At 63.7% G+C, this 20,365-nt stretch carries 22 protein-coding genes and 1 riboswitch; of the genes, 18 read left to right on the top strand and 4 right to left on the bottom strand.

Going from position 1 to position 20,365, the window contains the following annotated elements; genetic code table 11:
- Positions 1-43: 43 nt before the first annotated feature.
- From fliJ to flhB, 14 genes are all read left to right on the top strand, one after another.
- Positions 44-484: a flagellar export protein FliJ gene (gene fliJ, locus KP003_RS18350; protein WP_216789544.1), complete on the top strand. Its 441-nt coding sequence runs from the start codon at positions 44-46 to the stop codon at positions 482-484.
- On the top strand, positions 481-978 hold the full coding sequence (locus KP003_RS18345) for a MotE family protein (protein ID WP_216789543.1): 498 nt from the start codon (positions 481-483) through the stop codon (positions 976-978). The genes fliJ and KP003_RS18345 overlap by 4 nt, the downstream gene beginning before the upstream one ends.
- 96 nt (positions 979-1,074) lie before the next feature.
- Entirely contained in the window at positions 1,075-3,126 is a 2,052-nt protein-coding gene (locus tag KP003_RS18340; protein WP_216789541.1) for a flagellar hook-length control protein FliK, read from the top strand.
- Between the two features lie 13 nt (positions 3,127-3,139).
- Positions 3,140-3,805 (top strand): flagellar hook assembly protein FlgD, encoded by a 666-nt coding sequence (locus tag KP003_RS18335; RefSeq protein WP_217300076.1) that lies wholly within the window; start codon positions 3,140-3,142, stop codon positions 3,803-3,805.
- Position 3,806: 1 nt separating this feature from the next.
- On the top strand, positions 3,807-4,199 hold the full coding sequence (locus KP003_RS18330) for a TIGR02530 family flagellar biosynthesis protein (protein ID WP_217300075.1): 393 nt from the start codon (positions 3,807-3,809) through the stop codon (positions 4,197-4,199).
- Between the two features lie 103 nt (positions 4,200-4,302).
- Positions 4,303-5,187, top strand: coding sequence for a flagellar hook-basal body protein (locus KP003_RS18325; protein WP_216500323.1), 885 nt, complete (start codon positions 4,303-4,305; stop codon positions 5,185-5,187).
- A gap of 485 nt (positions 5,188-5,672) precedes the next feature.
- Positions 5,673-6,200 (top strand): flagellar basal body-associated FliL family protein, encoded by a 528-nt coding sequence (locus KP003_RS18320; RefSeq protein ID WP_216500324.1) that lies wholly within the window; start codon positions 5,673-5,675, stop codon positions 6,198-6,200.
- Between the two features lie 12 nt (positions 6,201-6,212).
- A complete protein-coding gene (gene fliM / locus KP003_RS18315; protein WP_216500326.1) occupies positions 6,213-7,190 on the top strand; it encodes a flagellar motor switch protein FliM in 978 nt (325 codons plus the stop codon).
- Positions 7,187-7,492 (top strand): flagellar motor switch protein FliN, encoded by a 306-nt coding sequence (fliN, locus tag KP003_RS18310; RefSeq protein WP_183350141.1) that lies wholly within the window; start codon positions 7,187-7,189, stop codon positions 7,490-7,492. The genes fliM and fliN overlap by 4 nt, the downstream gene beginning before the upstream one ends.
- The gene (gene fliO, locus KP003_RS18305; RefSeq protein ID WP_216789536.1) at positions 7,489-7,959 is read left to right on the top strand and encodes a flagellar biosynthetic protein FliO; all 471 of its coding nucleotides are present in this window, start codon (positions 7,489-7,491) and stop codon (positions 7,957-7,959) included. The genes fliN and fliO overlap by 4 nt, the downstream gene beginning before the upstream one ends.
- An 11-nt stretch (positions 7,960-7,970) precedes the next feature.
- Complete coding sequence (gene fliP, locus KP003_RS18300) at positions 7,971-8,714, top strand: flagellar type III secretion system pore protein FliP (protein ID WP_216792019.1); 744 nt, start codon at positions 7,971-7,973, stop codon at positions 8,712-8,714.
- Positions 8,715-8,822: 108 nt separating this feature from the next.
- A complete protein-coding gene (gene fliQ, locus KP003_RS18295; protein WP_216500330.1) occupies positions 8,823-9,092 on the top strand; it encodes a flagellar biosynthesis protein FliQ in 270 nt (89 codons plus the stop codon).
- Positions 9,093-9,878, top strand: coding sequence for a flagellar biosynthetic protein FliR (fliR, locus tag KP003_RS18290; RefSeq protein WP_216789534.1), 786 nt, complete (start codon positions 9,093-9,095; stop codon positions 9,876-9,878).
- A gap of 9 nt (positions 9,879-9,887) precedes the next feature.
- On the top strand, positions 9,888-10,946 hold the full coding sequence (gene flhB / locus KP003_RS18285) for a flagellar biosynthesis protein FlhB (protein ID WP_216789533.1): 1,059 nt from the start codon (positions 9,888-9,890) through the stop codon (positions 10,944-10,946).
- 24 nt (positions 10,947-10,970) lie between these two features.
- Here flhB and glgP read toward each other — a convergent pair whose 3' ends face one another.
- Genes glgP through KP003_RS18270 form a run of 3 tightly spaced genes read right to left on the bottom strand, consistent with a single transcriptional unit; the run spans position 10,971 to position 16,411 of the window.
- Positions 10,971-13,523, bottom strand: coding sequence for an alpha-glucan family phosphorylase (glgP, locus tag KP003_RS18280; protein ID WP_216789532.1), 2,553 nt, complete (start codon positions 13,521-13,523; stop codon positions 10,971-10,973).
- A gap of 16 nt (positions 13,524-13,539) precedes the next feature.
- A complete protein-coding gene (locus KP003_RS18275; protein WP_216500338.1) occupies positions 13,540-14,907 on the bottom strand; it encodes a sigma-54-dependent transcriptional regulator in 1,368 nt (455 codons plus the stop codon).
- A 16-nt stretch (positions 14,908-14,923) separates the two neighbouring features.
- Complete coding sequence (locus tag KP003_RS18270; RefSeq protein ID WP_239027571.1) at positions 14,924-16,411, bottom strand: sensor histidine kinase; 1,488 nt, start codon at positions 16,409-16,411, stop codon at positions 14,924-14,926.
- Positions 16,412-16,593: 182 nt separating this feature from the next.
- Between KP003_RS18270 and KP003_RS18265 the strand changes: the two genes are divergently transcribed.
- Positions 16,594-16,776, top strand: coding sequence for a hypothetical protein (locus KP003_RS18265; protein ID WP_216500339.1), 183 nt, complete (start codon positions 16,594-16,596; stop codon positions 16,774-16,776).
- A gap of 3 nt (positions 16,777-16,779) precedes the next feature.
- Here the strand turns inward: KP003_RS18265 and KP003_RS18260 are convergent, their stop codons facing one another.
- Positions 16,780-17,631 carry an HDOD domain-containing protein gene (locus KP003_RS18260; RefSeq protein WP_216789531.1) on the bottom strand — a complete coding sequence of 284 codons (852 nt, stop codon included), beginning with the start codon at positions 17,629-17,631 and terminating at the stop codon, positions 16,780-16,782.
- A gap of 148 nt (positions 17,632-17,779) precedes the next feature.
- On the opposite strand from KP003_RS18260, the gene yihA reads away from it, so the two are divergent.
- The 3 genes from yihA to cobT all read left to right on the top strand — a co-directional run bounded on the left by yihA (position 17,780) and on the right by cobT (position 20,347).
- Positions 17,780-18,415, top strand: a complete 636-nt coding sequence (gene yihA, locus KP003_RS18255) for a ribosome biogenesis GTP-binding protein YihA/YsxC (protein ID WP_217300074.1) — start codon at positions 17,780-17,782, stop codon at positions 18,413-18,415.
- A 43-nt stretch (positions 18,416-18,458) separates the two neighbouring features.
- Positions 18,459-18,639: riboswitch (cobalamin riboswitch) on the top strand.
- A gap of 89 nt (positions 18,640-18,728) precedes the next feature.
- On the top strand, positions 18,729-19,250 hold the full coding sequence (cobU, locus tag KP003_RS18250) for a bifunctional adenosylcobinamide kinase/adenosylcobinamide-phosphate guanylyltransferase (RefSeq protein WP_217300073.1): 522 nt from the start codon (positions 18,729-18,731) through the stop codon (positions 19,248-19,250).
- A 44-nt stretch (positions 19,251-19,294) separates the two neighbouring features.
- Complete coding sequence (cobT, locus tag KP003_RS18245; RefSeq protein ID WP_216789527.1) at positions 19,295-20,347, top strand: nicotinate-nucleotide--dimethylbenzimidazole phosphoribosyltransferase; 1,053 nt, start codon at positions 19,295-19,297, stop codon at positions 20,345-20,347.
- The last annotated feature ends 18 nt before the right edge of the window (positions 20,348-20,365 follow it).

Here is a 20,365-nt window from a genome sequence, read left to right as displayed (position 1 = left end):
GGCTTGCCCACCGTAGCTTTAGCGAAGGTGGGAGGAGCAGGCCATGGCAGGACAGGAATTCAGGCTCGAACAGGTGCTCAAGTTCCGCAAGGAAGTGGAGAAGATGCACCAGCTGGAACTCGCGGCGGCCAAGCAGCAGCACGAGAGTGCCAGGGAGCGGCTGAAGAACGAGAAGGCCATGATGGAGCAGCTGGAGCAGGAATGCGCCCAGCGGCAGATGACCGGCATCCAGGCCAAGGACCTGCAGCTCTACGGTGACTTCTCGCGCAGAAAGGCCCAGGAGATCCAGCAGTTGAGGGATAGCCTGGTCGTGCTGGAGAAGGCTGTCCAGGAAAAGCGCGAGGCGCTTTTGGCCGCGGCCAAGGAGAAGAAGGCGCTGGAGGTCTTCAAGGAGAAGAAGATGCGGGACCTGAGAATGGAGCAGTTGAACCGCGAACGGGCCTTCCTGGACGAGATAGCCGTCCAGGGGAGGGGGCATAAGTGAAAAAGCTGATAGGCGTGCTGGTGCTGCTCCTCATGGCCCTGCCGCTGTTATGGAACGAACGCCAGGTCTTCACGGCGCAGGCCGCCGAGGTGAAGAACCCGCCGCGAAGCATGTCCGGCGAAGCCGCCGCCCTCGAGGCGAAGCGGCAGCAGCTGGCGCAGAAGGAGGCGGCGCTCGCCGCCAAGGAAGCGGCCCTGAACCAGCTCTCCGCCAAGCTGGACGCCCGGGTGGCCGAACTGAACGCGGCCAAGAAGGGTATCGAGGAGTCGCTCACCGCCAAGAAGAAGCAGGACGACGACCGCTACAAGAAGATGATCAAGATCTACAAGGGGCTGAAGCCTGATGAGGCGGGGACACTGCTCAACAAGCTGGACGAGAAGATGGTGATCCAGATGCTGAACCAGATGGACCAGAAGACCGCCGTGAAACTCATCCCCTTCATCAACCAGCCACGGGTCCTGGAGTGGACCAGGCTGAACCTCGCCGGGAAGTGACCGGCTGAAACCTGTTCGAACCGCCGCGAGAGCGGCGGATTTCAACCGGCGGCGCATGGACGCAGCCGTAATTCAAACAAAAGGAGGTGACAGCACATGATGGTTCAAAACGCAGCATTCATTCCAGACGCCATCCCGGCCCCGGCAGTATCGACCGGGATGGCAACGGCAGCGGCGGCCCCCGGTGCAGGGGCATTCCAACAGCTGTTGCAGGGGAGGCAGGCCCCGGCGAAACCTGCGGAGACGCCCTCCCGGCCGACACCGGAGCAGCCCCACAAGGCGACTTCCCGTTCCGCCAGGGGGGAGGAGAAGGCGCAACCGGCCAAGGCACAGAAAACCGACTCCTCGCAAGACGACAAGCCGGCCGAAGCGGCTCGGAAACCGGCCGCTGAAAAGGGGGCGGTTTCCGGCAAGCAGCAGGGGCGCAAGTCGGATTCGGAAGAGGAAACGGCCGCGGCGCAGGAAACGGCAGCGGAAGGCGCTGCCGGGACGGTGGCGCAAAACGGGGGGGCGGAACAGGCGATCCCCTCGACGCCGGAAACCGCGGTTTCCGGTCAGGCCGCAGAGGCGGCAACCGGGACGGTCCCGGAAACGAAGCCGGACCCGAACCCGGGGCTGGTCGTGGCCACGGCCGCGATCGAGTCGAACCTCGCGGCAAGAAGCGAGGACGCCAACGCGGCGGCAGGTACCACCGCGCTGGAAAGGCTCCAGGCCCTGCAGCAGCGCACGCAGCAGGAAGCGGCACCGGAAACGGCGGCCGGCGCAGGCCGGGTACAACCGGAGCTGCCGCAACAGGCGGCGCAAACCCAGAACCAGCAGCAAAAGACCACCGCCGGCACGGCCGGCATCGAACTCGGCCAGAAGGCGGAGTCGGTAGAACTCCCCCGCGGGGAGCGGAAAGCCCAGGTGGTCCCTTCGACGGGCGCGACAGAAGGAGCGCAGGTTGAGAAGCCCCAGGCGCAGGTGGCGCAGGGGGGGGCGGAGCGGCAGGAAGGTCCGGTACTCCCGGATGCCGCAAAAACTGCCGTTGCCGCCGACCAGACGGTGGCGGCCGCCCATCTGGCGGCGAAAGAAACCGGTGCGGGGCGCTTCGTCGCCATGCCGGTCAGGAAACAGGCCGAGCCCGCAACGGCAGGCGACCCTGCCGCAACCACGGCAGCGGCCGGGCAGGAGCACGCGCCGGTGCAGCAGGGCACAGCAACAGGGGAGGACGCAAGCGGGCAGGTGCAGGCGATCACCCCGGAAGCGGCCGGCGCCGCAGCCGCAGGCACCACCGGCGCAACGGTCCGGGAGACCAAGCCCGAGGCGGGGGCGGCCCAGGTGAAGGTGCAGCTGGAAAAGCAGGGGGAACCGGCAACGGTCTCCCAGGAAAAAACGGCCCAGGCGGAGCAGGCTCCGCAGTCGCAGCGAAAGGACGCCCACCAGGGCGAAGCCGTTACCGGGAAGCAGGTACGGGAAGCGGTGCAGGCCCAGCAGGCGAACGTCTCCAAACCTTCGGGAGAGGACGTTTCCGGCACCAAGAATGCAACTACGGCAACTGCCAGCTCACTCTCCGAGTCGGTGGGGGCGCGGGACGCGTCGGGCGCTCAGGGTGAGCAGGGACAGTCGCAACAGAAAGGGGAGGACGGCCTGAACGGCCAGATGCTCGGCGCGGGATTGACGGCGCAGGGAACCCCGGCGGAAGCGGTGCAGGGTGAAGCCAAGCTTTCCGGCGGCAAGACCTTCCTGCACGAAAGCATCCTTTCCCAGGTAAGGGAAGGGGTGGTGACCCACGACGGCAAGGGGAACGGCCAGATGAGCATCAGGCTGAACCCGGGCGAGCTGGGGGAGCTGAAGATCGAGCTCCGCATGGACAACAACCGGCTCAACGTGGAGGTTCACGCGGACAACCGCATGGTCAAGGACCTCTTGATGAGCAACCTCGACTCGCTTCGCGAGGCCCTTTCCGGCAAGAACCTCACCATGGAAGGGTTCAGCGTATCCACCGGCGGTGGCGGGTTCAACGCTCCCCTCAACGAGGAGAGGGGGAACCAGCGGCAGCAACAGCCCCCCAGGTTCGCCAGGGGCGCAGGGTACGACGGTCAGGATGCACCCCGGGTCAATTATCTGACGGCCGAGGTCAACAGCCTGCTCGACGTACGATTCTAGAAAGGAGGTAGGGATGATAACCGACGCAACATCCGCAGCAACCACGGCCTCGGCCGCGGCAGCGATGAAAAAGTCGACGGGCATGAACAAGGACGACTTCCTGAAGCTGTTCGTGACCCAGCTGCAGAACCAGGATCCTCTGAATCCGCAGGACGGCACCCAGTTCATCGCACAGCTCGCCCAGCTGACCCAGGTCGAGCAGGCCTACAACACCAACACCAACCTGCAGAACCTGTTGAACCAGGGGAGCAACGCCGGGACGATGGCGGCGATCTCGCTGATCGGCAAGCAGGTGGAAGCCTCCGGTTCCCAGGTGGAACTGAGCTCCGGGAGCAGCGCCACCATCAACTACAATCTCGGCAGGAGCGCACAGACGGTGGCCGTTTCCGTGCTCGATGCCAACGGCAAGGTGGTCAAGACCATCACCGGCGGCGCCCAGAACTCGGGGAGCAACAGCGTGAGCTGGGATGGAACCGACAACTCCGGGGCGCAACTCACCCCCGGCGCCTACAGCTTCAGTGTCTCCGCCAAGGACGCCGCCGGCACCGCCGTGACCGCCACCGGGCTGGTGCGGGGGAAGGTGAACGGCGTCGACATGTCCGGCAGCAGCCCGGTGCTCTCGATAGGGGCGCTGAAACTCAACCTGACCGATGTCACCTCGGTGACCGAGGGGGCCTAAGATGATCGACAACAGCATCTTGTTTCCCCAACCGATCCAGGCGCCGGCCAAGCCGAACCAGAACGGCACCAAGCCGGCCGCAAGGAACACGGGGAGCAGCACCCCCTTCGCCCAGGTCCTGGACCAGAAGCTCCCGGGGCAGCCGGTCAAGCTCTCCCAGCACGCCCAGGAGCGGCTCAAGTCCCGCGGCATCACCCTCTCCGACGCCGACATGAAACAGCTGGAAGGGGCGGTGGACAGCGTGGCGCAAAAGGGAGGCCGGGAATCGCTGATCCTTATGGGGGACGCGGCGCTGGTGGTCAGCGTCAAAAACCGGACAGTGGTGACCGCCATGGATCGCCAGGGGATGAAAGGGAACGTTTTCACCAACATCGATTCGGCAGTATTTTTCTAAAACGCAAAGACGACAACCGAAACGGGCTGGCCCTCCAGAAGGAAAGCCCGCGGGACACCGACCGACTGAGGAGTCCCACAACCAAGCCTAAGGAGGCAAAAAAATGAGTGTTACTTCCGCATTGTTTACCGGCGTTACCGGCCTGATCCAAAACGGCGAAGCGATGAACGTCATCGGCAACAACATCTCCAACGTCAACACGGTAGGTTTCAAGGGGGCCAGAACCCTCTTTTCTGACATGTTGTCGCAGAACATCGGCGGCGGTTCCCAGATCGGCAAGGGCGTGCAGATGCAGGCGGTGCAGAACGTGTTCAGCCAGGGCTCGACCCAGAGCTCGGAGAACGTGACCGACCTCGCCATACAAGGGACCAGCTTCTTCGCCCTTAAGCCGCCGACCGCGGCCTCCCCGGTGGCGACCCAGAATTCCGCCTTCCTCTCCCGCGCCGGCGCCTTCCAGGTAGACAACAACCTGACCCTGGTGAACCCTGACGGCTACCAGGTGCTCGACACCCAGGGTAACCCGATCAAGTTCGTGAACAGCGGCGCGGCGCCGACCACCGACTTCGGCAAGATCATCAGCATCGACAACTCCGGCCTGATCACCTACCTCGCCACGGACGGCATCACCCAGAACTACTACAACACCTCCGGCGCCGTGGGCGTAGCGGCCACCCCCGCCAACGCCGCTACCGTGCAGCGCCTGGCCGTGATCACCGCATCCGACCCTACCGCGCTCAGCAAGATGGGGGGCTCCCTGTACCAGGCGACCGCGGATGCCGGCGTCTCCGGGGCCGCCTTCTCCCTGGCCGCCAACAAGCCCAACGGCGTCAGCGAGAAGATCCTCTCCAACACCCTCGAGCAGAGTAACGTCGACATGGCGAGCGAGTTCGTAAAGATGATCATCACCCAGCGCGCCTACTCCGCCAACTCCAAGACCATCACCACCACGGACCAGATGACGCAGGAAGTCCTGCAGCTGATCCGCTAGGGAAGCGAAAGGGGAGCAAAGGGGGCACGGCATCTGCCGCGCCCCCATCCCGCCCCCTTGTGTCAAAGCTCCCCCCGGCGTCGAAGCTCTGACACCGACCCTTCGGGCCGTATCTCTGACGCGACGCGGGCGCAAACCCTGCGCTTCCCGCCGCCAGGGCACCCGTGCGCCCATTTTCCCCCTGTTCCATCCCCCCCGAGCCGTCGTGCCTCTCCGCCGAGCCGTGCGACGGGCACCGACACCCCTCACGCTGCGGGTCAAAAAGTTGACCCGTGCCCCTTTCGCCCCCGCACCCCCGCTCCGGGCAACCGGCCCCGTCGAAGCTGCAACCTTTCGTAACATAAGGCTTTGCCGTCCCCCGCCGCGCCGCCGGCACCGGCCTCTCCGGGCATATCTGGCGCGGATTCGCAGATCTGGCACTTGGGTTGCAAGGGTGTTCAATTCGAATACACCAGCTTGAGCTGTTTCAAAAAGGAGAACCCAGCATGGCCGAACCGGCGAAGCCGCAAGAGACCCCGGAAAAGAACAACAAGAAGCTCTTCATCATCATCGGCGCCGTGGTAGCGGTCCTTGCCATCGGAGGGGCGGCAGCCTTCTTCATGGGGGGGAGTAAGAAAGAGAAGGCGCCCGAAGGTGCCAAGGTCGAGGCCAAGGCCGAAGGGGGCGGGGAACACGGCGCGCCCGCCAAGGGAGGAGAGGGCGCAGCCGGCGGCGGCACCGTCTATCCCCTGGAGCCTTTCATCGTCAACATCTACGACGGCCAGGAGCTCCGTTACCTGAAGATCAAGGTCGAGTTCGAGATGGCCAACCCGCAGGCGAAGGCGGAGCTCGACGCGAAGCTCGCCCCGCTACGCGACGCCATCCTGATCCTTTTGACCACCAAGACCATGCAGGAGATCCAGGACCTGCAGGGGAAAAACCAGCTGCGCGAGCAGATTCTGGCGGCGGTCTCCAAGGTGGTCCCCCCCAGCAAGGTAACCAAGGTTTATTTCACCGATTTCGTGGTGCAGTAAAAGGTGCCATCGATGGAAAAATTCCTTACCAAGGAAGAGATCGACGCCCTGGTGGCGGCCGTTTTCGACGGGAGTCTGATCCCGGATAACGAGCTGGCCAAGGAAGGGCCTCAGGCGCAGCAGTTCGACCTGCTCGACATCGAGGCCCACCGCGCCATCCCGAACCTGGACATCGTCTACGACGGTTTCATCCGCTACAACCGGGTCACCATGTCGAACCGGCTGGGGCGGATGGTGGACATCAAGAAGGAGGAGGCGGTTCCCTACAAGTTCGGGGACTTCCTGAGCGTGCTCCCCTCGCCGGTCTGCATGGCGATCTACAAGATGGACCCGTTGAAGGGGGCGGCTCTCATCGCCTTCGACAGCACCCTGGTGTTCACCATCGTGGACAGCATCCTGGGGGGCTCGGGGGTGCCGTCCGGGCAGGGGATGAACCGGCTCTTCACCTCCATCGAGCTCCGCCTCGTGGAGAAGATCGTGAAGGACGCCCTGGCCGACCTGGAGCGCGCCTGGGCGCCGCTCTGCCCGGCCAGCATGAACCTTTTGCGCCTGGAGATGAACCCGCGCCTGGTCAACATCGTCCCCCCCGAGTACCAGGTGGTCACCATGAGCATGAAGATCCAGATCGAGGAGACCGTGGGCAACATGATCCTGGCCATCCCGTTTCTGACCATCGAGCCGATCCGCGACAAGCTAAAGCGCGGCGTGCAGATGGACATGATGGTGGTGGACCCGCTCTGGTCCTACCGTCTCTCGGAGGAGCTCATGGGTGCGCCCATGGACATGTCGGTGGAGATGGGGGGAGCGACCATATCGCTGGCGGACCTGCTGGGGCTCACCCCCGGGGACGTGATCATGCTCGACTCAAGCGGCAAGGACGAACTGGTGGTCAAGGTGGGCGGAACGAAGAAGTTTATGGGCATTGCCGGGGTAAGCGGCGGAAACAAGGCGGTACAGATCACCCGCTCCCTGACTGGAGGTGAAGATTGAGCGAAAAACTCGCTTTGGACGAACAGAAGGAAGTTCCGCAGCCGAAGAACCTGGACTTCATCATGGACATCCCGCTGCAGCTCACGGTCGAGCTGGGGCGGACCAAGCTTCTGGTGCGGGACGTCTTGCAGCTGAACCAGGGGTCGGTGGTGGAGCTGACCAAGCTCGCGGGCGAGCCGTTGGATGTCTTCGTGAACTCCAAACTGGTGGCGCGCGGCGAGGCGGTGGTGGTGAACGACAAGTTCGGCATCAGGCTCCTGGACATCGTGAGCCCCAATGAAAGGGTGGACAAGGTGCTATGAGAAAGCTCGCGGCGGTGACAACGGCGACGCTGCTCCTCCCGGCGGCGGCGCATGCCGATACCGGCGGCCCCGACCTCCTGGGGAGCCTGGCGCAGATGGTCGGCTCGCTGATCCTCGTGATCGGCATCATCCTGATCCTCTACTACCTGGCCGGCCGGCTCATGAAGATGCCGCAGGGGAACTCCGCGGGGTACATCCGGGTGGTGGAGACCAAGCACCTGGCCCCCAAGAAATCGCTGATGCTGGTCGAGGTGGGGGGCGAGTACCTGCTCCTCTCCAACAGCGGCGAAGGGGTGAGCCTGATAAAGCAGGTGGAGATGCTGGAGGAGATCGAGGTGGTCGAGGAAAAAGGCGCGGCGGCCCTGATCCCTGCCCGGCTCAAGAAGAAGCTGGAGACCTTGGCCGGCGGCCTCCCCCGTAAGGAGGCGCCGCTTGGGCAGCTCGGCAAAAGCGGTGGGTTTGCGTGAAACATAAAAAGATGCTGGGGGCGCTGCTCCTGGTGGCTCTATCCCTGATACTGGCGGCGACCGCGGGCGCGGAGCCGCTCTCCCTGCCCACGGTGAGCGTGGGGGTCGGCAAGGTGAGCAAGCCGGCCGACGTCTCCGTGGTGCTGCAGATCTTCTTCGTGATGACCATCATCTCGCTGGCGCCCAGCCTCCTGATGATGACCACCTCCTTCACCCGCATCGTCGTGGTGCTCTCCTTCCTCCGGTCGGCGCTGGGAACCCAGCAGGCCCCCTCGAACCAGATCGTGGTGGGGCTGTCGCTGTTTCTCACCTTCTTCATCATGGCGCCGGTCTGGCAGCAGGTGAACACCCAGGCGCTGCAGCCGTACAAGGCGCAGACCATCACCCAGGAGGAGGCCCTGAAGCGCGGCGTGGCCCCCTTGCGCAAGTTCATGCTCTCGCAGGTGCGCGAGAAGGACCTGGCCCTCTTCATCAACCTCTCCAAGCTCCCAAGGCCGCGCAACGCCGACGACATCCCGACCATGACGCTGATCCCGGCCTACATGGTGAGCGAGCTGAAGACCGCCTTCCAGATCGGCTTTTTGATCTTCATCCCGTTCCTCGTGCTGGACATGGTGGTCGCCTCGGTGCTCATGTCGATGGGTATGATGATGCTGCCGCCGGTGATGATCTCGCTTCCCTTCAAGATCCTCCTCTTCGTGCTGGTGGACGGCTGGGGGCTGGTGATCGGCTCGCTGGTGAAGAGCTTCGGGTAAAAGCAGGTTGAGGTTAAGGTTGAGGTTGAGCAAAGGCAAAACCGACCTTACCTCGCCCCCTTTCCCACGGGAGCTATTCTCTCTTAACCTCAACCTGGAGTCTCAGATATGACCCCCGAAATGGTAGTCCAACTCGGCAGACGGAGCTTCGAGGCGGTGATCCTCCTCTCGGCTCCCTTGCTCATCTGCGCCCTGGTGGTGGGCCTTCTGGTCAGCATCTTCCAGGCGGTCACCTCGATCAACGAGGCGACCCTCGCCTTCGCGCCCAAGATCATCGCGGTGATGGTGGCCATGGTCATCTTCTTCCCCTGGATGATGATGTACATGAGCGACTTCACCCACGAGATCTACGGCATGATCGCCAACATGAGGCACTAGGTGCTCGACTCCCTCCCGCTCAAGGCCCTGGCCGACCTGATCCCCTTCGCCCTGGTCCTGGCCCGGGTCGCGGGATTGTTCATGGCCATCCCGATGTTCGGCGCCCGCCTGGTTCCCAACCGCATCAAGGTGGTGCTCATCTTCGCCATGGCGTTGCTCATCTTCCCCGTGATCCGGCTGAAGGGGGTCCCCGCCGCGGACGACTCCCTCTCCTTGATGCTCCTGGTGCTGCGCGAGACGCTGATCGGGCTCACCCTGGGGGCGATCTCGCAGTTCGTGTTCGCCGCCGTCGAGTTCAGCGGCCAGCTGGTGGGGACCCAGATGGGGATCTCCATCGCCGCCCAGTTCGACCCCACCACCCAGAACAACGTCCCCACCATGGCGATCTTCGAGGGGGTGCTGGCCACCCTCATCTTCCTCGCGCTCGACGTGCACCATTTCTTCATCAAGGGGATCGTGGAGAGCTACCAGGTGATACCCTTGGGGGCCTGGCACGTAAGTGGGGGGCTCCTGAAGTTCCTGGTGCAGAGCAGCACCGGCATGTTCGTCATCGCGCTCAAGCTGGCGGCGCCGGTCTCGGTGGCCCTTCTGGCCACCACCGTGGCGTTGGGGATCGTGGCACGCAGCTTCCCGGCCATGAACGTCTTCATGGTCAGCATGCCGCTCAACATCGGCATCGGCTTCCTGATCCTGGGGATCTCGCTGCCGGTGTTCATGCGCGTCCTCAACGGGAGCTTCGGCGGCTTCGTGGAGCAGATGCACTCCCTGTTCAGGCTACTCGCCTAGGGCCTCGCCATGTCCGACGACAAACATTCCAAAACAGAAAAACCTACCGGAAAAAAGATCTCCGATGCCAAGAGCAAGGGGAACGTACCGCGCAGCCGCGAGATGACCTCGGCGGTCACCCTGATCGCGGCCATGGTGGCGCTCTACGCCAGTTCCGGGATCATGTTGAAGACCCTGCAGGAGACCATGAAGGACATCTTCGGGGGGCTCGCCACCATCGAGATCACCCCCGCCGGCGTGCACCACCTGATGATCAAGGAGTTCACCAACCTGGCCATCATGCTGACGCCGTTTCTCCTGGTCTGCCTGATCGCGGGGCTTGGGGTCGAGATCAGCCAGGGAGGGGTGAACCTAAGTTCGGAGAAGCTCAAGTTCGACCTGGGACGACTCAACCCGGTGCAGGGGGTGGGGAGGCTCTTCAACAAGGACTCGCTCTTCGAGGTCGCCAAGTCCTTCCTGAAGATGGGGATCGTCGGGTACATGGCCTACAAGATCCTGACCGAGGAGATGGAGGGGATCATCTTCCTGGTGGACCAGGACCTTCAGGGCATCCTGCAGTTCATCGGCCACATCGCCTTCAAGATCGTTTTGCACACCTGCGGGGTTTTGATCATCCTGGCGGTGCTCGACCTTGCCTTCGTCAAGTGGCGCTTCCTGGACAACCTGAAGATGACCAAGCAGGAGGTGAAGGACGAGAACAAGAACAGCGAGGGGGACCCGGCCATCAAGGGGAAGCAGCGCCAGAAGGCCTTCCAGATGGCGCGCCGGCGCATGCGGCAGATCATCCCCACCGCGGACGTGGTGGTCACCAACCCGACCCACTACGCCGTGGCGCTCAAGTACGACCGCTTCAAGATGTCGGCGCCGGTGGTGCTCTTCAAGGGGGTGGACCAGATGGCGCTGCAGATGAAGATCGTGGCTCGGGAAAACAACGTGACCCTGGTGGAGAACCGCTTTCTGGCCCGAGAGCTCTACGCCCAGGTGGAGGAGGGGTACGAGATCCCGGAAGGGCTTTTCGCCGCCGTCGCCGAGATCCTCGCCTACGTGTACAGCCTGAAGAGGAGGTGAGGCGCGCGCCTCACCTCCACAGGATCACCCCCACAGGATCAGCCCGGGGTCGTACACGGTCCCCAGTTCCGGGTGCCGCGGCATGACCCGCAGCAAAAAGCCGTGCCGCCCGCAGAAGCGGCATTCCAGCTCGCCGCCGAAGTGGCCCACCTTGTCCGGATCCGGGGCGGGGGCCAGCGGCACCACCTCCCCACCCACGATGGCACCGCGCGAATCCAGCACCCCGAAATAGACCTCGACCGCGATCTCGGAGAGCGGCACCTCGCCCGGCGTGATCTGCACCGTGATGGGGAGCTTCTGCCCCACCGTCACCTCCCGCTCGCACTCGGCCTGGACCGCGACGATGGCAAGTCCCCCCCACACGCCGTGCAGCCGCTCCTTCCAGCGTGCCAGTTCCACGGCGAGCCTCAGGTCGTCGCGGTTCAGCCGCTCCCAGTTCTCGAAGGCGGGGAGGTAGCAGCGCCGGGCGTACTCCTGCACCATCCGGTCCGTGGAAAAGACCGGGCAGAGGGTCTGCATCGACGCCTTCATGAAGGCGGTCCACCCCCGCGGCACGCCGTCGCTGCCGCGGTTGTAGAACAGGGGGACGATCTCCTTCTCCAAAAGGTCGTAGATGGCCCTGCTCTCCACCTCGTTCTGGTAGGCGAGGTCGTCGTACACCTCGCCCCTGCCGATGGCCCAGCCGTTGTTCCCCCGGTACCCCTCGCACCACCAGCCGTCCAGGATGCTCAGGTTGAGCCCGCCGTTGAAGGCGACCTTCATGCCGCTGGTGCCGCTTGCCTCCTGAGGCCTGAGCGGGGTGTTCAGCCACACGTCCACCCCCTGCACCAGGCGGCGCGCCACCGAGATGTCGTAGTCCTCCAGGAACACGATGCGGCGCCGGAACTTCTCCTGCTGCGCGAGCTGCACGATCTGCCGGATCAGCTCCTTCCCCTGGTGGTCGGCGGGGTGCGCCTTCCCGGCGAAGACGATCTGCACGGGGTGCTCAGGGTGGTTCAGGATCCGCTCCAGCCGCTCCTTGTCGTGCAACAGGAGCGTGCCGCGCTTGTAGGTGGCGAAGCGGCGCGCGAAACCGATGGTGAGCATCTCCGGGTCGAGCACGTCGCCGGCACGGTCGATCTCCTTGGTCCCCGCGTCCAGCTTCTGCAGCTGCGCCCTGAGGCTTGTCCGGGCGTAGTCCACCAGGCGCTCGGTGCCGCGGCGGTGTGTGCGCCAAAGCTCGGCGTCCGGGATGCGGGAGACCTTGCGCCAGAGCGCGTCGTCGCTCTGCTCCAGCCAGCGCGTGCCGAGGTACCTGATCAAGAGGCCGCTCATCTCCTCGGAGAGCCAGCTCTTCTGGTGCACGCCGTTGGTGACGTAGGTGAGGGGGAGTTGTTCTTCGGGAAGGTCGGGCCAGACGTCGGCCCACATGCGGCGCGATACCATGCCGTGCAGCTCGCTCACGCCGTTTGAGTGCAGCGAGAGCTTCATGGCCAGGACCGCCATGCAGAAGTTCTCGTTGCTGCGGCCGTGGTTCTGCATCCCCAGGGCGAGAAACTGGTCGCGGGACAGCCCCAGGTGGCGGTAGTAGTACCCCAGGTAGCGCTCCAGGAGATCGGCGGGGAAGTGGTCGATGCCCGCCTCGACCGGGGTGTGGGTGGTGAAGACGTTGCCGCCGCGGACCGCCTCCATGGCCTCGCGGAAACTGAGCGAGCGCTCCTCCATGAGGATCCGGATCCGTTCCAGGGCGAGGAAGGCGGCGTGCCCCTCGTTCATGTGGCAGACGTTGGGCTCGATCCCCAGAAGCCGCAGCGCGCGGATGCCGCCTATCCCCAGGACGATCTCCTGCCTGATGCGCATCTCCTGGTCGCCGCCGTAGAGCCTCGTGGTGATCTCGCGGTCGGCCGGCGCGTTCTCCTCGAGGTTGCTGTCCAAGAGGTAGAGCCGCACCCGCCCCGCCTGGACCCGCCAGATCTGCACCCGGACGTTCCTGCCGGGAAACTCCAGCTCCAGGGTTAGCGGGTTCCCCTCGACGTCCCGCTCCAGGTTGAGCGGCAGGTTGTAGAAATCGTTCTCCGGGTAGATCTCCTGCTGCCACCCCTCGAAGTTCAGGTGCTGCCGGAAGTACCCCTGGCGGTACAAAAGCCCCACCCCGACCAGCGGCAGCCCGAGGTCGCTGGCCGACTTCAGGTGGTCGCCGGCCAGGATGCCGAGCCCCCCCGAGTAGATGGGGAGCGACTCGTGCAGCCCGAACTCCATGGAGAAGTAGGCGATGCGCGCCCGGGGGGTGCCGTGCCGCTCGTACCAGGTGCGCGAGGCGAGGTACTCGTCCAGCCTCTCCTCCACCTGGGCCAGGTGCGACATGAACCCCTCGTCCAGCATGAGGCTGTCGTAGGTCGCCTGCTGCAGGCACCCCAGCATCTCCAGGGGGTTGTGGCGCGTCGCCCGCCACAGTTCCGGGTCGAGGCGTTTGAAAAGTCCGATGGCCTCCGGCTCCCAGGTCCACCAGAGGTTGTATGCGATCCGTTGCAGCCCGGAGAGCTCCTTGGGGAGCGAGGGGACAACGGTGAAGCGGTGCAGCGTCGAGAAGAGGTTCATACCGCCTCCTCGCTACTTACTCCGGCCTCCCTATACCGAACTTCTCCAGCCGGTATTGTAGCGTCTTGTAGCTCATGCCGAGAAGTGGTGCCGCTTTGGCGATGACCCAGTCGGCCCTTTGCATCGCCTTGGTGATGAGGTCGCGTTCCAGGTTGTCGATGGAGATCCCCTCGGCGGGGAAGTCGAAGGGGAGGGAGCCGGTCAAAGAGGCGTCGTGGTGCACCTCGGCCGGCAGGTCCTCGGGCTGAATGTACTCGCTTTCCGCCATGAGCACGCCGCGCTCGATCACCGATTCGAGCTGGCGCACGTTGCCGGGCCAGCCGTAGTCCAGGAGGATCTTGAGCGCCGGCTTGCCGATACCCTTGACCGAGATGCCGGAGGCCTGGCTGTACTTCTTCAGGAAGAAGTTGGCCAGGGTGACGATGTCGTTGCCCCGCTCCCGAAGCGGCGGCAGGGTGATGCGGATCACGTTCAGCCGGTAGAAGAGGTCCTCGCGGAAGTTCCCCCGCTTGGTTTCCTGCTCCAGGTCCTTGTTGGTGGCGGAGATGATCCTCACATCCACCGGGATGTTCATCTTCCCCCCGACCCGGCGGATCTCCTTCTCCTGGATGGCGCGCAACAGCTTCGCCTGCATGGAGACGTTCATCTCGCCGACCTCGTCCAGGAAGACCGTTCCCCCGTCCGCCGCCTCGAAGATGCCGATCTCCCGGCTTCCCGCGCCGGTGAAGGACCCCTTCTCGTGCCCGAAGAGCTCGCTCTCGATGAGGGCATCGGGGATGGCGGCGCAGTTGATGGCGAAGAAGGCCTTGTCCCTGCGCGGGCTGCCGTCGTGGATGGCGCGGGCCACCAGCTCCTTGCCTGTGCCGGATTCCCCGTAGATGAGCACCGTGGTGGAGGTCGGGGCGATCTTGTGGATGATGCGCGCCACCTCCATCATCTTCGGGTGCTCCCCTATCATGTTGGGGAGCGTCCTAGTCTCGGCCAGCTTCTTGTGCAGCACCCGGTTTTCCTTGAGGAGCATGATGCGCTCGAAGGCGCGCTGCACGGTGAGGATCAGGTCCTCCCGCTCCAGCGGCTTCTCCAGGTAGTCGAAGGCCCCCTTCTTCATCGCCTCGACCGCGGAATCGATGGTGCCGTGGGCGGTCATCATGACCACGCACTGGGACGGGTTGTCGCCCAGCACCCGCTCCATCAGCTCCATCCCGGAGATACCCTGCATCTTCAGGTCGGTGAGCAGGAGATCGTACTCGGCACGCTCCAGTTCCTGGAGCGCCTCCTCGCCGCTGGGGACGGAGGTGATCCGGTACCCCTTCTTGGACAGGATGGCGGTCAGGATGTCGCGCTGCCCTTTCTCGTCGTCTACTATCAGGATGCTGCCGCTCATTGCCACTCCAAATCTCCTAGTTTTCCGCTGCCTGGTGCGGGCCTGCCGCTGCGAGCGACGCCTGCCGCCCGTGTTGTTCGCTGCGAGCCGGGGCCAGCGCCCCCGCGGGAAGGATCACCGTGAAGGTGGTACCTTCCCCCTTGCGGCTTTGCACCGTGATGCGCCCGCCGTGCTCCTTGACGATCCGTTCGGTGATGGCCAGCCCCAGGCCGATCCCCGCTTCCCGGGTGGTGAAGTAGGGCTGGAACACCTTCTCCAGGTCCTGCTCCTCGATGCCCACGCCGTTGTCGCTGAAGCTCAGCCGGCATTCCCCGGTTTCCGGGTCCACGGAGGCGCCCAGGGTGATGGTGCCGCCGTCGGTCATGGCCTGCATGCTGTTGCTTATGAAGTTGCACAGGCAGTTACGCATCAGCTCCGGGTCGATCTGCATGGCCGGCAGGTCCTCGGGGATCTCGCGCACCACCTGCATGTTCCTTTCGGTGAGCCGGTCCTGCATGATGTGGATCGCCTTGTCGGCCAGGTCGGGGTAGCTCACCCGCTGCAGCTTGAGCTTGAGCGGCCGGCCGTAGTTCATGAAGTTGAGCACCATGTAGTTGGCCTTGCGCACCTCTTCCTTGATGTTGTCCGCGATGGCCACGAGCTCGCCCCCCTTCTCCGGGCAGGTGGGGAGCAGCTCGCTTTTCAGGTGGTCGATGGCGAGGCTTATGTAGTTGAGCGGGTTCCTGATCTCGTGGGCGATCCCCGCCGCCAGCTGTCCCACCTTGGAGAGGTGCTCCGCCTCGTAGAGGCGCTTCTCCAACTGCTCCTTCTCCTTGAGCTTCTTCACCATCTCGTTCAGGTTCTCGGCAAGCTCGCCTATCTCGTCGCCGCTTTCCGCCTCGAAGGTGACGCTCAGGTCGCCGGCGGAGACGTTGTTGACCCCGGTCGCCAGGCGGTGGATCGGGCTGGTGTAGCGGCGCGCCAGGAAGATGATCAGTATCATGCCACCCATGAAGACCAGGACCGTCGCGGAGAGGCGCCGGACGAAGTTGGCGTGCTGGATGTCGCGGATATTGTCCAAAAGAAGGTTGATCTGCACGTAGCCCAACTGTTCGTCGCCCACGATGACCGGTACCACCAGGTCGTAGTGCTTGAGCGAGCTGCTGCTGCCCCCCCCGCCGCGGCGCGACGCCTTGAGCCCCTTCTCGAGCTTCTTGATCTCACGCTTCTTGCCGACCTGGGCCGGGTCGGAGGAGTTGATGATCTCCCCTTCGTTGTTGATGATGTTGATCTCGTTGACGCCCTTGTTTTTGGCCTGGCTGAGGTACTCCGAAAGGCGGGTCGATTCCTCTTCCGAGGTCAGGTCCTCCACGCTCAGCTGAATGGCCTTGGAAACCACGGTGGAGCTCTCCTGGATCTCCTGCACCAGGTCGTTCTGGCTGAACTGGTTCAGGACGAAGAGGATCAGCGTGGCGACTACCAGCATGGTGAGCATGATCATCACCAGCTTCGTGTTCAGTTTCATGACGTTCTTTCCGTTGTATGAGTTTTCACTAAGCTCGCAAGTATACAGCAGCGCCCCTGGCTAGACAAGGCAGATCTAACGGGGCGCCGGTTTGTTGAATTAATTGTCTTCCATTAGCTTGAGCTTGTTGCTAAGATGCCGGTCGTTGATATGCGCCAGGACCAGCAGCGATGGGAGGAGGCATGAGCTACAGCGTCGACAGGATTTCGGGGGGGCTCAGGGTCGACCCGGACGCCGGGGGGCAGGAACATCAGCGCAGGCGCGGCAAGTCGGCCCAGAAGTCGGAGCCGGTCGACAGCGTCAGCATATCCGAAGAGGCCAAGAAGCTGCTCGAAAAAGCCGAAGCCGAGGGTGCCTCCGAATAGCCGCTAGCTGGTGAAAAGGGCCTTGTCCTCGGCGAAGGCCTTGTCGAAGACCTCCAGCATTTCGGCCGCGTTCTCTTCCGTGATCTTCAGCATCTGGCCCGCCTTGGAGGCGGCGATGTCCATGTCTTCCTGGGGTTCCCTGACCCCTATGCCGAGCTTGAGGCAGAACTGGTCGGCCAGCGAGGTCACCGCGGTCAGGTTGACCAGTGCGGGGTCGTCCAGATCGCTGAAGTCCAACTGGTGGTGCTGCAGGATCGCCGTGGTCAGGATCTCGGGGAAGTTCCACTTCTTGATCACGTACGCTCCCACCTCGTCATGGGTGAAGGGGTAGACCCCCTTCTCCGCCTGCCCGAAGGTAATCCCCTCGTTGTAACAGTGCTGCATCACCTCCTGGAACTTGTCCCGGTCCAGGGTGTTCATGATGATCTTGCCGATGTCGTGGAAGAGCCCGGCTAGGAAGGCTTCCTCCTCGTTGGCGGCGCGGGTGCGTCTGGCGATGATTCTGGCGGCGAGCCCGGCTGCAAAGGAGTGCTCCCAGAGCATCTTTTCGGTCAGGCCGTAGGGCTTGTAGACCTGCTTCACCGATGCGGCCACCACGAGGCTTCTCAGGGTGCTGAAACCGAGGACGACGATGGCGCTGGAGAGGGTCTGGATCTGCCTGCGGCAGCCGTAAAAGGAGGAGTTTGATATTTTGAGGACCCGCGCCGCGACGGCCGGGTCGGACGAGACGATCTTGGCGAGTTCTTCGGCCGTGGCGTTCTCGCTTTCGATGAGCTCCATCACCTTGATGGCAACGATGGGAATGGTGGGCAGGTCCGCTGCGGTCATGATCGCAGTCTCAAGCTCTTTATTCATGCCTTTGATCCTTCCGTTGGTGAGGGGCGGTTTAGGTCAGGTTCAAAAATATACCAAAACGTTTCCTTTAGGCAAGCTCGGATTTAATGATTGAAAGGGGGCGCCGTGCGGTCTATACTGCCCGGAAAAAAAGGGATAAGGTTCCGCATTGATCGTAAAAAACACCGAATTCATTAAAAGCGCGACCCGCCCCGCGCACTACCCGGAGGGCAGCCTGCCGGAGATCGCCTTCGCGGGTCGTTCAAACGTAGGCAAGTCTTCATTGGTCAACGTGCTGGTGAACCGGAAGAATCTGGTACGCACCAGTTCCACCCCCGGCCGTACCCAGTTGATCAACTTCTTCCAGGTAAACGACGATTTCATGCTGGTCGACCTCCCCGGCTACGGCTACGCCAAGGTGCCACTGGCGGTGAAGAAGGACTGGCGCCCGATGATGGAGACCTACCTGTCCAAAAGGAAAAACCTGCGCGGGGTGGTGCTCATCCTGGATATCCGCAGGGTCCCCAGCGACGACGACCTGCAGATGCTTGCCTGGCTGCGCGCCTACTCCATCGCCCCTATCATCGTGGTCACCAAGTGCGACAAGCTCTCCAAGAACGAGCGGGCCCGCCAGACCGCGGTGATCAGCGCCACCCTCGGCGTGGCCAAGGAAGAGCTTACCTTTTTCTCCGCCCTGAGCAAGGAAGGAAAAGATGCGGTATGGACCCGCATCGATGCGGCTCTCGCCCCAGAGGAGGGCAAAACCGGTGAATTTGCGGAGGAAGCGGCTCCGCTTAGTGATTGACTTTCCCCGCGGCGTCTGTTAGTAAACACGTCGCTGCAAAAAGTACATAGACGTTCGTCCTGGTGCCCCGAGAGGGGTTAAAAGGGAAGAGGGTGTGAATCCCTCGCTGTCCCGCAACTGTGAACGGAGATGAAAGCCGCAACAACGCCACTGATCGAATCGGGAAGGCGCGGCGAGTAAGAGGACCCGTGAGTCAGGAAACCTGCCAGGATGCAAGCTTGTTGGAACCTCCGTGGCAGAGGGGCTAAAGCCGGAATCGCACCTGCAGTGCGCATTTTGACCCGCCTTCCGTCATGGGAAGGGGGGTTTTTTTATGTCCAGAGTGGTCCTGGTCACCGGCGGCGCCCGCAGCGGCAAGAGCCGCTTCGCCGAGGGGTTGGCAGAGAAGTACGCGCCGTTGCGGGGCTACCTCGCCACCGGCGAGGCGGGTGACGCCGAGATGACACAGCGCATCGCCCGGCACCAGGGAAGGCGCGGTCCGGAATGGCAGACCGTGGAGGAACCGCTCAGGGTGGCCGAGGCGATCCGCGCCCATGAGGCGCGCTTCAACGTGATGCTCCTTGATTGTGTCACCCTCTGGATCTCCAACCTCCTCTTCCGCTGCCCGGGCGGAGCCGCCGAGGCTTTGGCCCAGGTGGTGAGCTTCGCCGGGGGCTTCGGCTCGCTCACGACGCCGCTCGTCATAGTCACCAACGAGGTGGGCATGGGGATCGTCCCCGAGCACCTGCTCTCCCGCAGTTTCCGGGACCTGGCGGGCGAGGCCAACGAGATCATCGCCGCTGCGGCGGACGAGGTGTACGTCACCATTTCAGGACTGCCGCTCAGGCTGAAGTGAAATGCCATGAAAAATGAAATGCCATGAACCCCAAGGAGGAACCGATGAAACTTCTGGAAACAACGCTCGCCAAGATCCAGCCGGTGGACGAGGCGCTGCTCGCCAAGGCCCAGGCCAAGCTCGATAACAAGACCAAGCCGCTCGGTTCGCTGGGACGCCTGGAGGAGGTCGGCCGCCGCTTCGCCGCCATCACCGGCAGTCTCGCCCCCGATACCGCCAAGAAGGTCATCTTCACCTTCGCCGGCGACCACGGCATCGTGGAGGAGGGGGTCTCCCTGTTCCCGAAAGAGGTGACGCCGCAGATGGTGCTCAACTTCCTGCGCGGCGGTGCCGGCGTCAACGTGCTCGCCCGTCACAGCGGCGCCGAGGTGCGCGTGGTGGACGTGGGGGTCGACTACGACTTTGAGCCCGCGCCTGGCCTGATCATCCGGAAGGTGGCCAAGGGGACCCGCAACTTCGCCAAGGGGAGCGCCATGACCCGCGAGGAGGCGGTGGCAGCCATCGAGGTCGGCATCGCCCTCGCCGACGAGGCCAAAAAGGAAGGGATCGCCATGGTCGGCACCGGCGAGATGGGGATCGGCAACACCAGCCCCTCCTCCGCCATCATCGCCGCCATCGCCGGCTGCACCGTCCGGGAGGTCACCCACCGCGGCACCGGCATCGGCGACGAGGCCCTCGAGAACAAGATCAAGGTGATCCAGGCCGGCCTCGACTTGAACCGTCCCGAGCCGCAGGACCCGCTGGACGTGCTCACGAAAGTAGGTGGACTGGAGATCGCCGGCATCGCCGGACTGGTGCTGGGCGCCGCCGCCAACCGGATTCCGGTGGTGGTAGACGGCTTCATCTCCACCGCGGGCGCGCTGATCGCCTCCGAGATGCATCCCGCCGTGCGCGACTACATCTTCACCGCGCACACCTCGGTGGAGATCGGGCACCAGATGATGCTGGAGCGCATCGGCGTCAAGCCGCTGCTCGATCTGCAACTGCGCCTGGGGGAGGGGACCGGCGCCGCGCTCGCCATGGGGCTCATCGAGGCAGGCGTCAAGATCCTCAAGGAGATGGCTACCTTCGAAGAGGCCGGGGTGGCCTCCTCCTGATGGGTGGGGTCGAGGTAA

The sequence above is a fragment of the Geomonas diazotrophica genome (assembly GCF_019063885.1).
GTDB lineage: Bacteria > Desulfobacterota > Desulfuromonadia > Geobacterales > Geobacteraceae > Geomonas > Geomonas diazotrophica.
The sequence above is the reverse complement of the archived record's forward strand: the minus strand, read 5'-3'. Positions and strand labels throughout refer to the sequence as shown.

Excerpts from the sequence above, each read along its gene's own strand:
- fliQ (WP_216500330.1), top strand. The coding sequence starts at position 8,823 with ATGACCCCCGAAATGGTAGTCCAACTCGGCAGACGGAGCTTCGAGGCG.
- fliM (WP_216500326.1), top strand. The coding sequence starts at position 6,213 with ATGGAAAAATTCCTTACCAAGGAAGAGATCGACGCCCTGGTGGCGGCC.
- KP003_RS18340 (WP_216789541.1), top strand. The coding sequence starts at position 1,075 with ATGATGGTTCAAAACGCAGCATTCATTCCAGACGCCATCCCGGCCCCG.
- KP003_RS18330 (WP_217300075.1), top strand. The coding sequence starts at position 3,807 with ATGATCGACAACAGCATCTTGTTTCCCCAACCGATCCAGGCGCCGGCC.
- KP003_RS18325 (WP_216500323.1), top strand. The coding sequence starts at position 4,303 with ATGAGTGTTACTTCCGCATTGTTTACCGGCGTTACCGGCCTGATCCAA.
- KP003_RS18270 (WP_239027571.1), bottom strand. The coding sequence starts at position 16,411 with ATGAAACTGAACACGAAGCTGGTGATGATCATGCTCACCATGCTGGTA.
- fliP (WP_216792019.1), top strand. The coding sequence starts at position 7,971 with ATGCTGGGGGCGCTGCTCCTGGTGGCTCTATCCCTGATACTGGCGGCG.
- flhB (WP_216789533.1), top strand. The coding sequence starts at position 9,888 with ATGTCCGACGACAAACATTCCAAAACAGAAAAACCTACCGGAAAAAAG.
- KP003_RS18265 (WP_216500339.1), top strand. The coding sequence starts at position 16,594 with ATGAGCTACAGCGTCGACAGGATTTCGGGGGGGCTCAGGGTCGACCCG.
- KP003_RS18275 (WP_216500338.1), bottom strand. The coding sequence starts at position 14,907 with ATGAGCGGCAGCATCCTGATAGTAGACGACGAGAAAGGGCAGCGCGAC.
- cobU (WP_217300073.1), top strand. The coding sequence starts at position 18,729 with ATGTCCAGAGTGGTCCTGGTCACCGGCGGCGCCCGCAGCGGCAAGAGC.
- KP003_RS18320 (WP_216500324.1), top strand. The coding sequence starts at position 5,673 with ATGGCCGAACCGGCGAAGCCGCAAGAGACCCCGGAAAAGAACAACAAG.
- KP003_RS18335 (WP_217300076.1), top strand. The coding sequence starts at position 3,140 with ATGATAACCGACGCAACATCCGCAGCAACCACGGCCTCGGCCGCGGCA.
- glgP (WP_216789532.1), bottom strand. The coding sequence starts at position 13,523 with ATGAACCTCTTCTCGACGCTGCACCGCTTCACCGTTGTCCCCTCGCTC.
- cobT (WP_216789527.1), top strand. The coding sequence starts at position 19,295 with ATGAAACTTCTGGAAACAACGCTCGCCAAGATCCAGCCGGTGGACGAG.
- fliO (WP_216789536.1), top strand. The coding sequence starts at position 7,489 with ATGAGAAAGCTCGCGGCGGTGACAACGGCGACGCTGCTCCTCCCGGCG.
- KP003_RS18260 (WP_216789531.1), bottom strand. The coding sequence starts at position 17,631 with ATGAATAAAGAGCTTGAGACTGCGATCATGACCGCAGCGGACCTGCCC.
- fliJ (WP_216789544.1), top strand. The coding sequence starts at position 44 with ATGGCAGGACAGGAATTCAGGCTCGAACAGGTGCTCAAGTTCCGCAAG.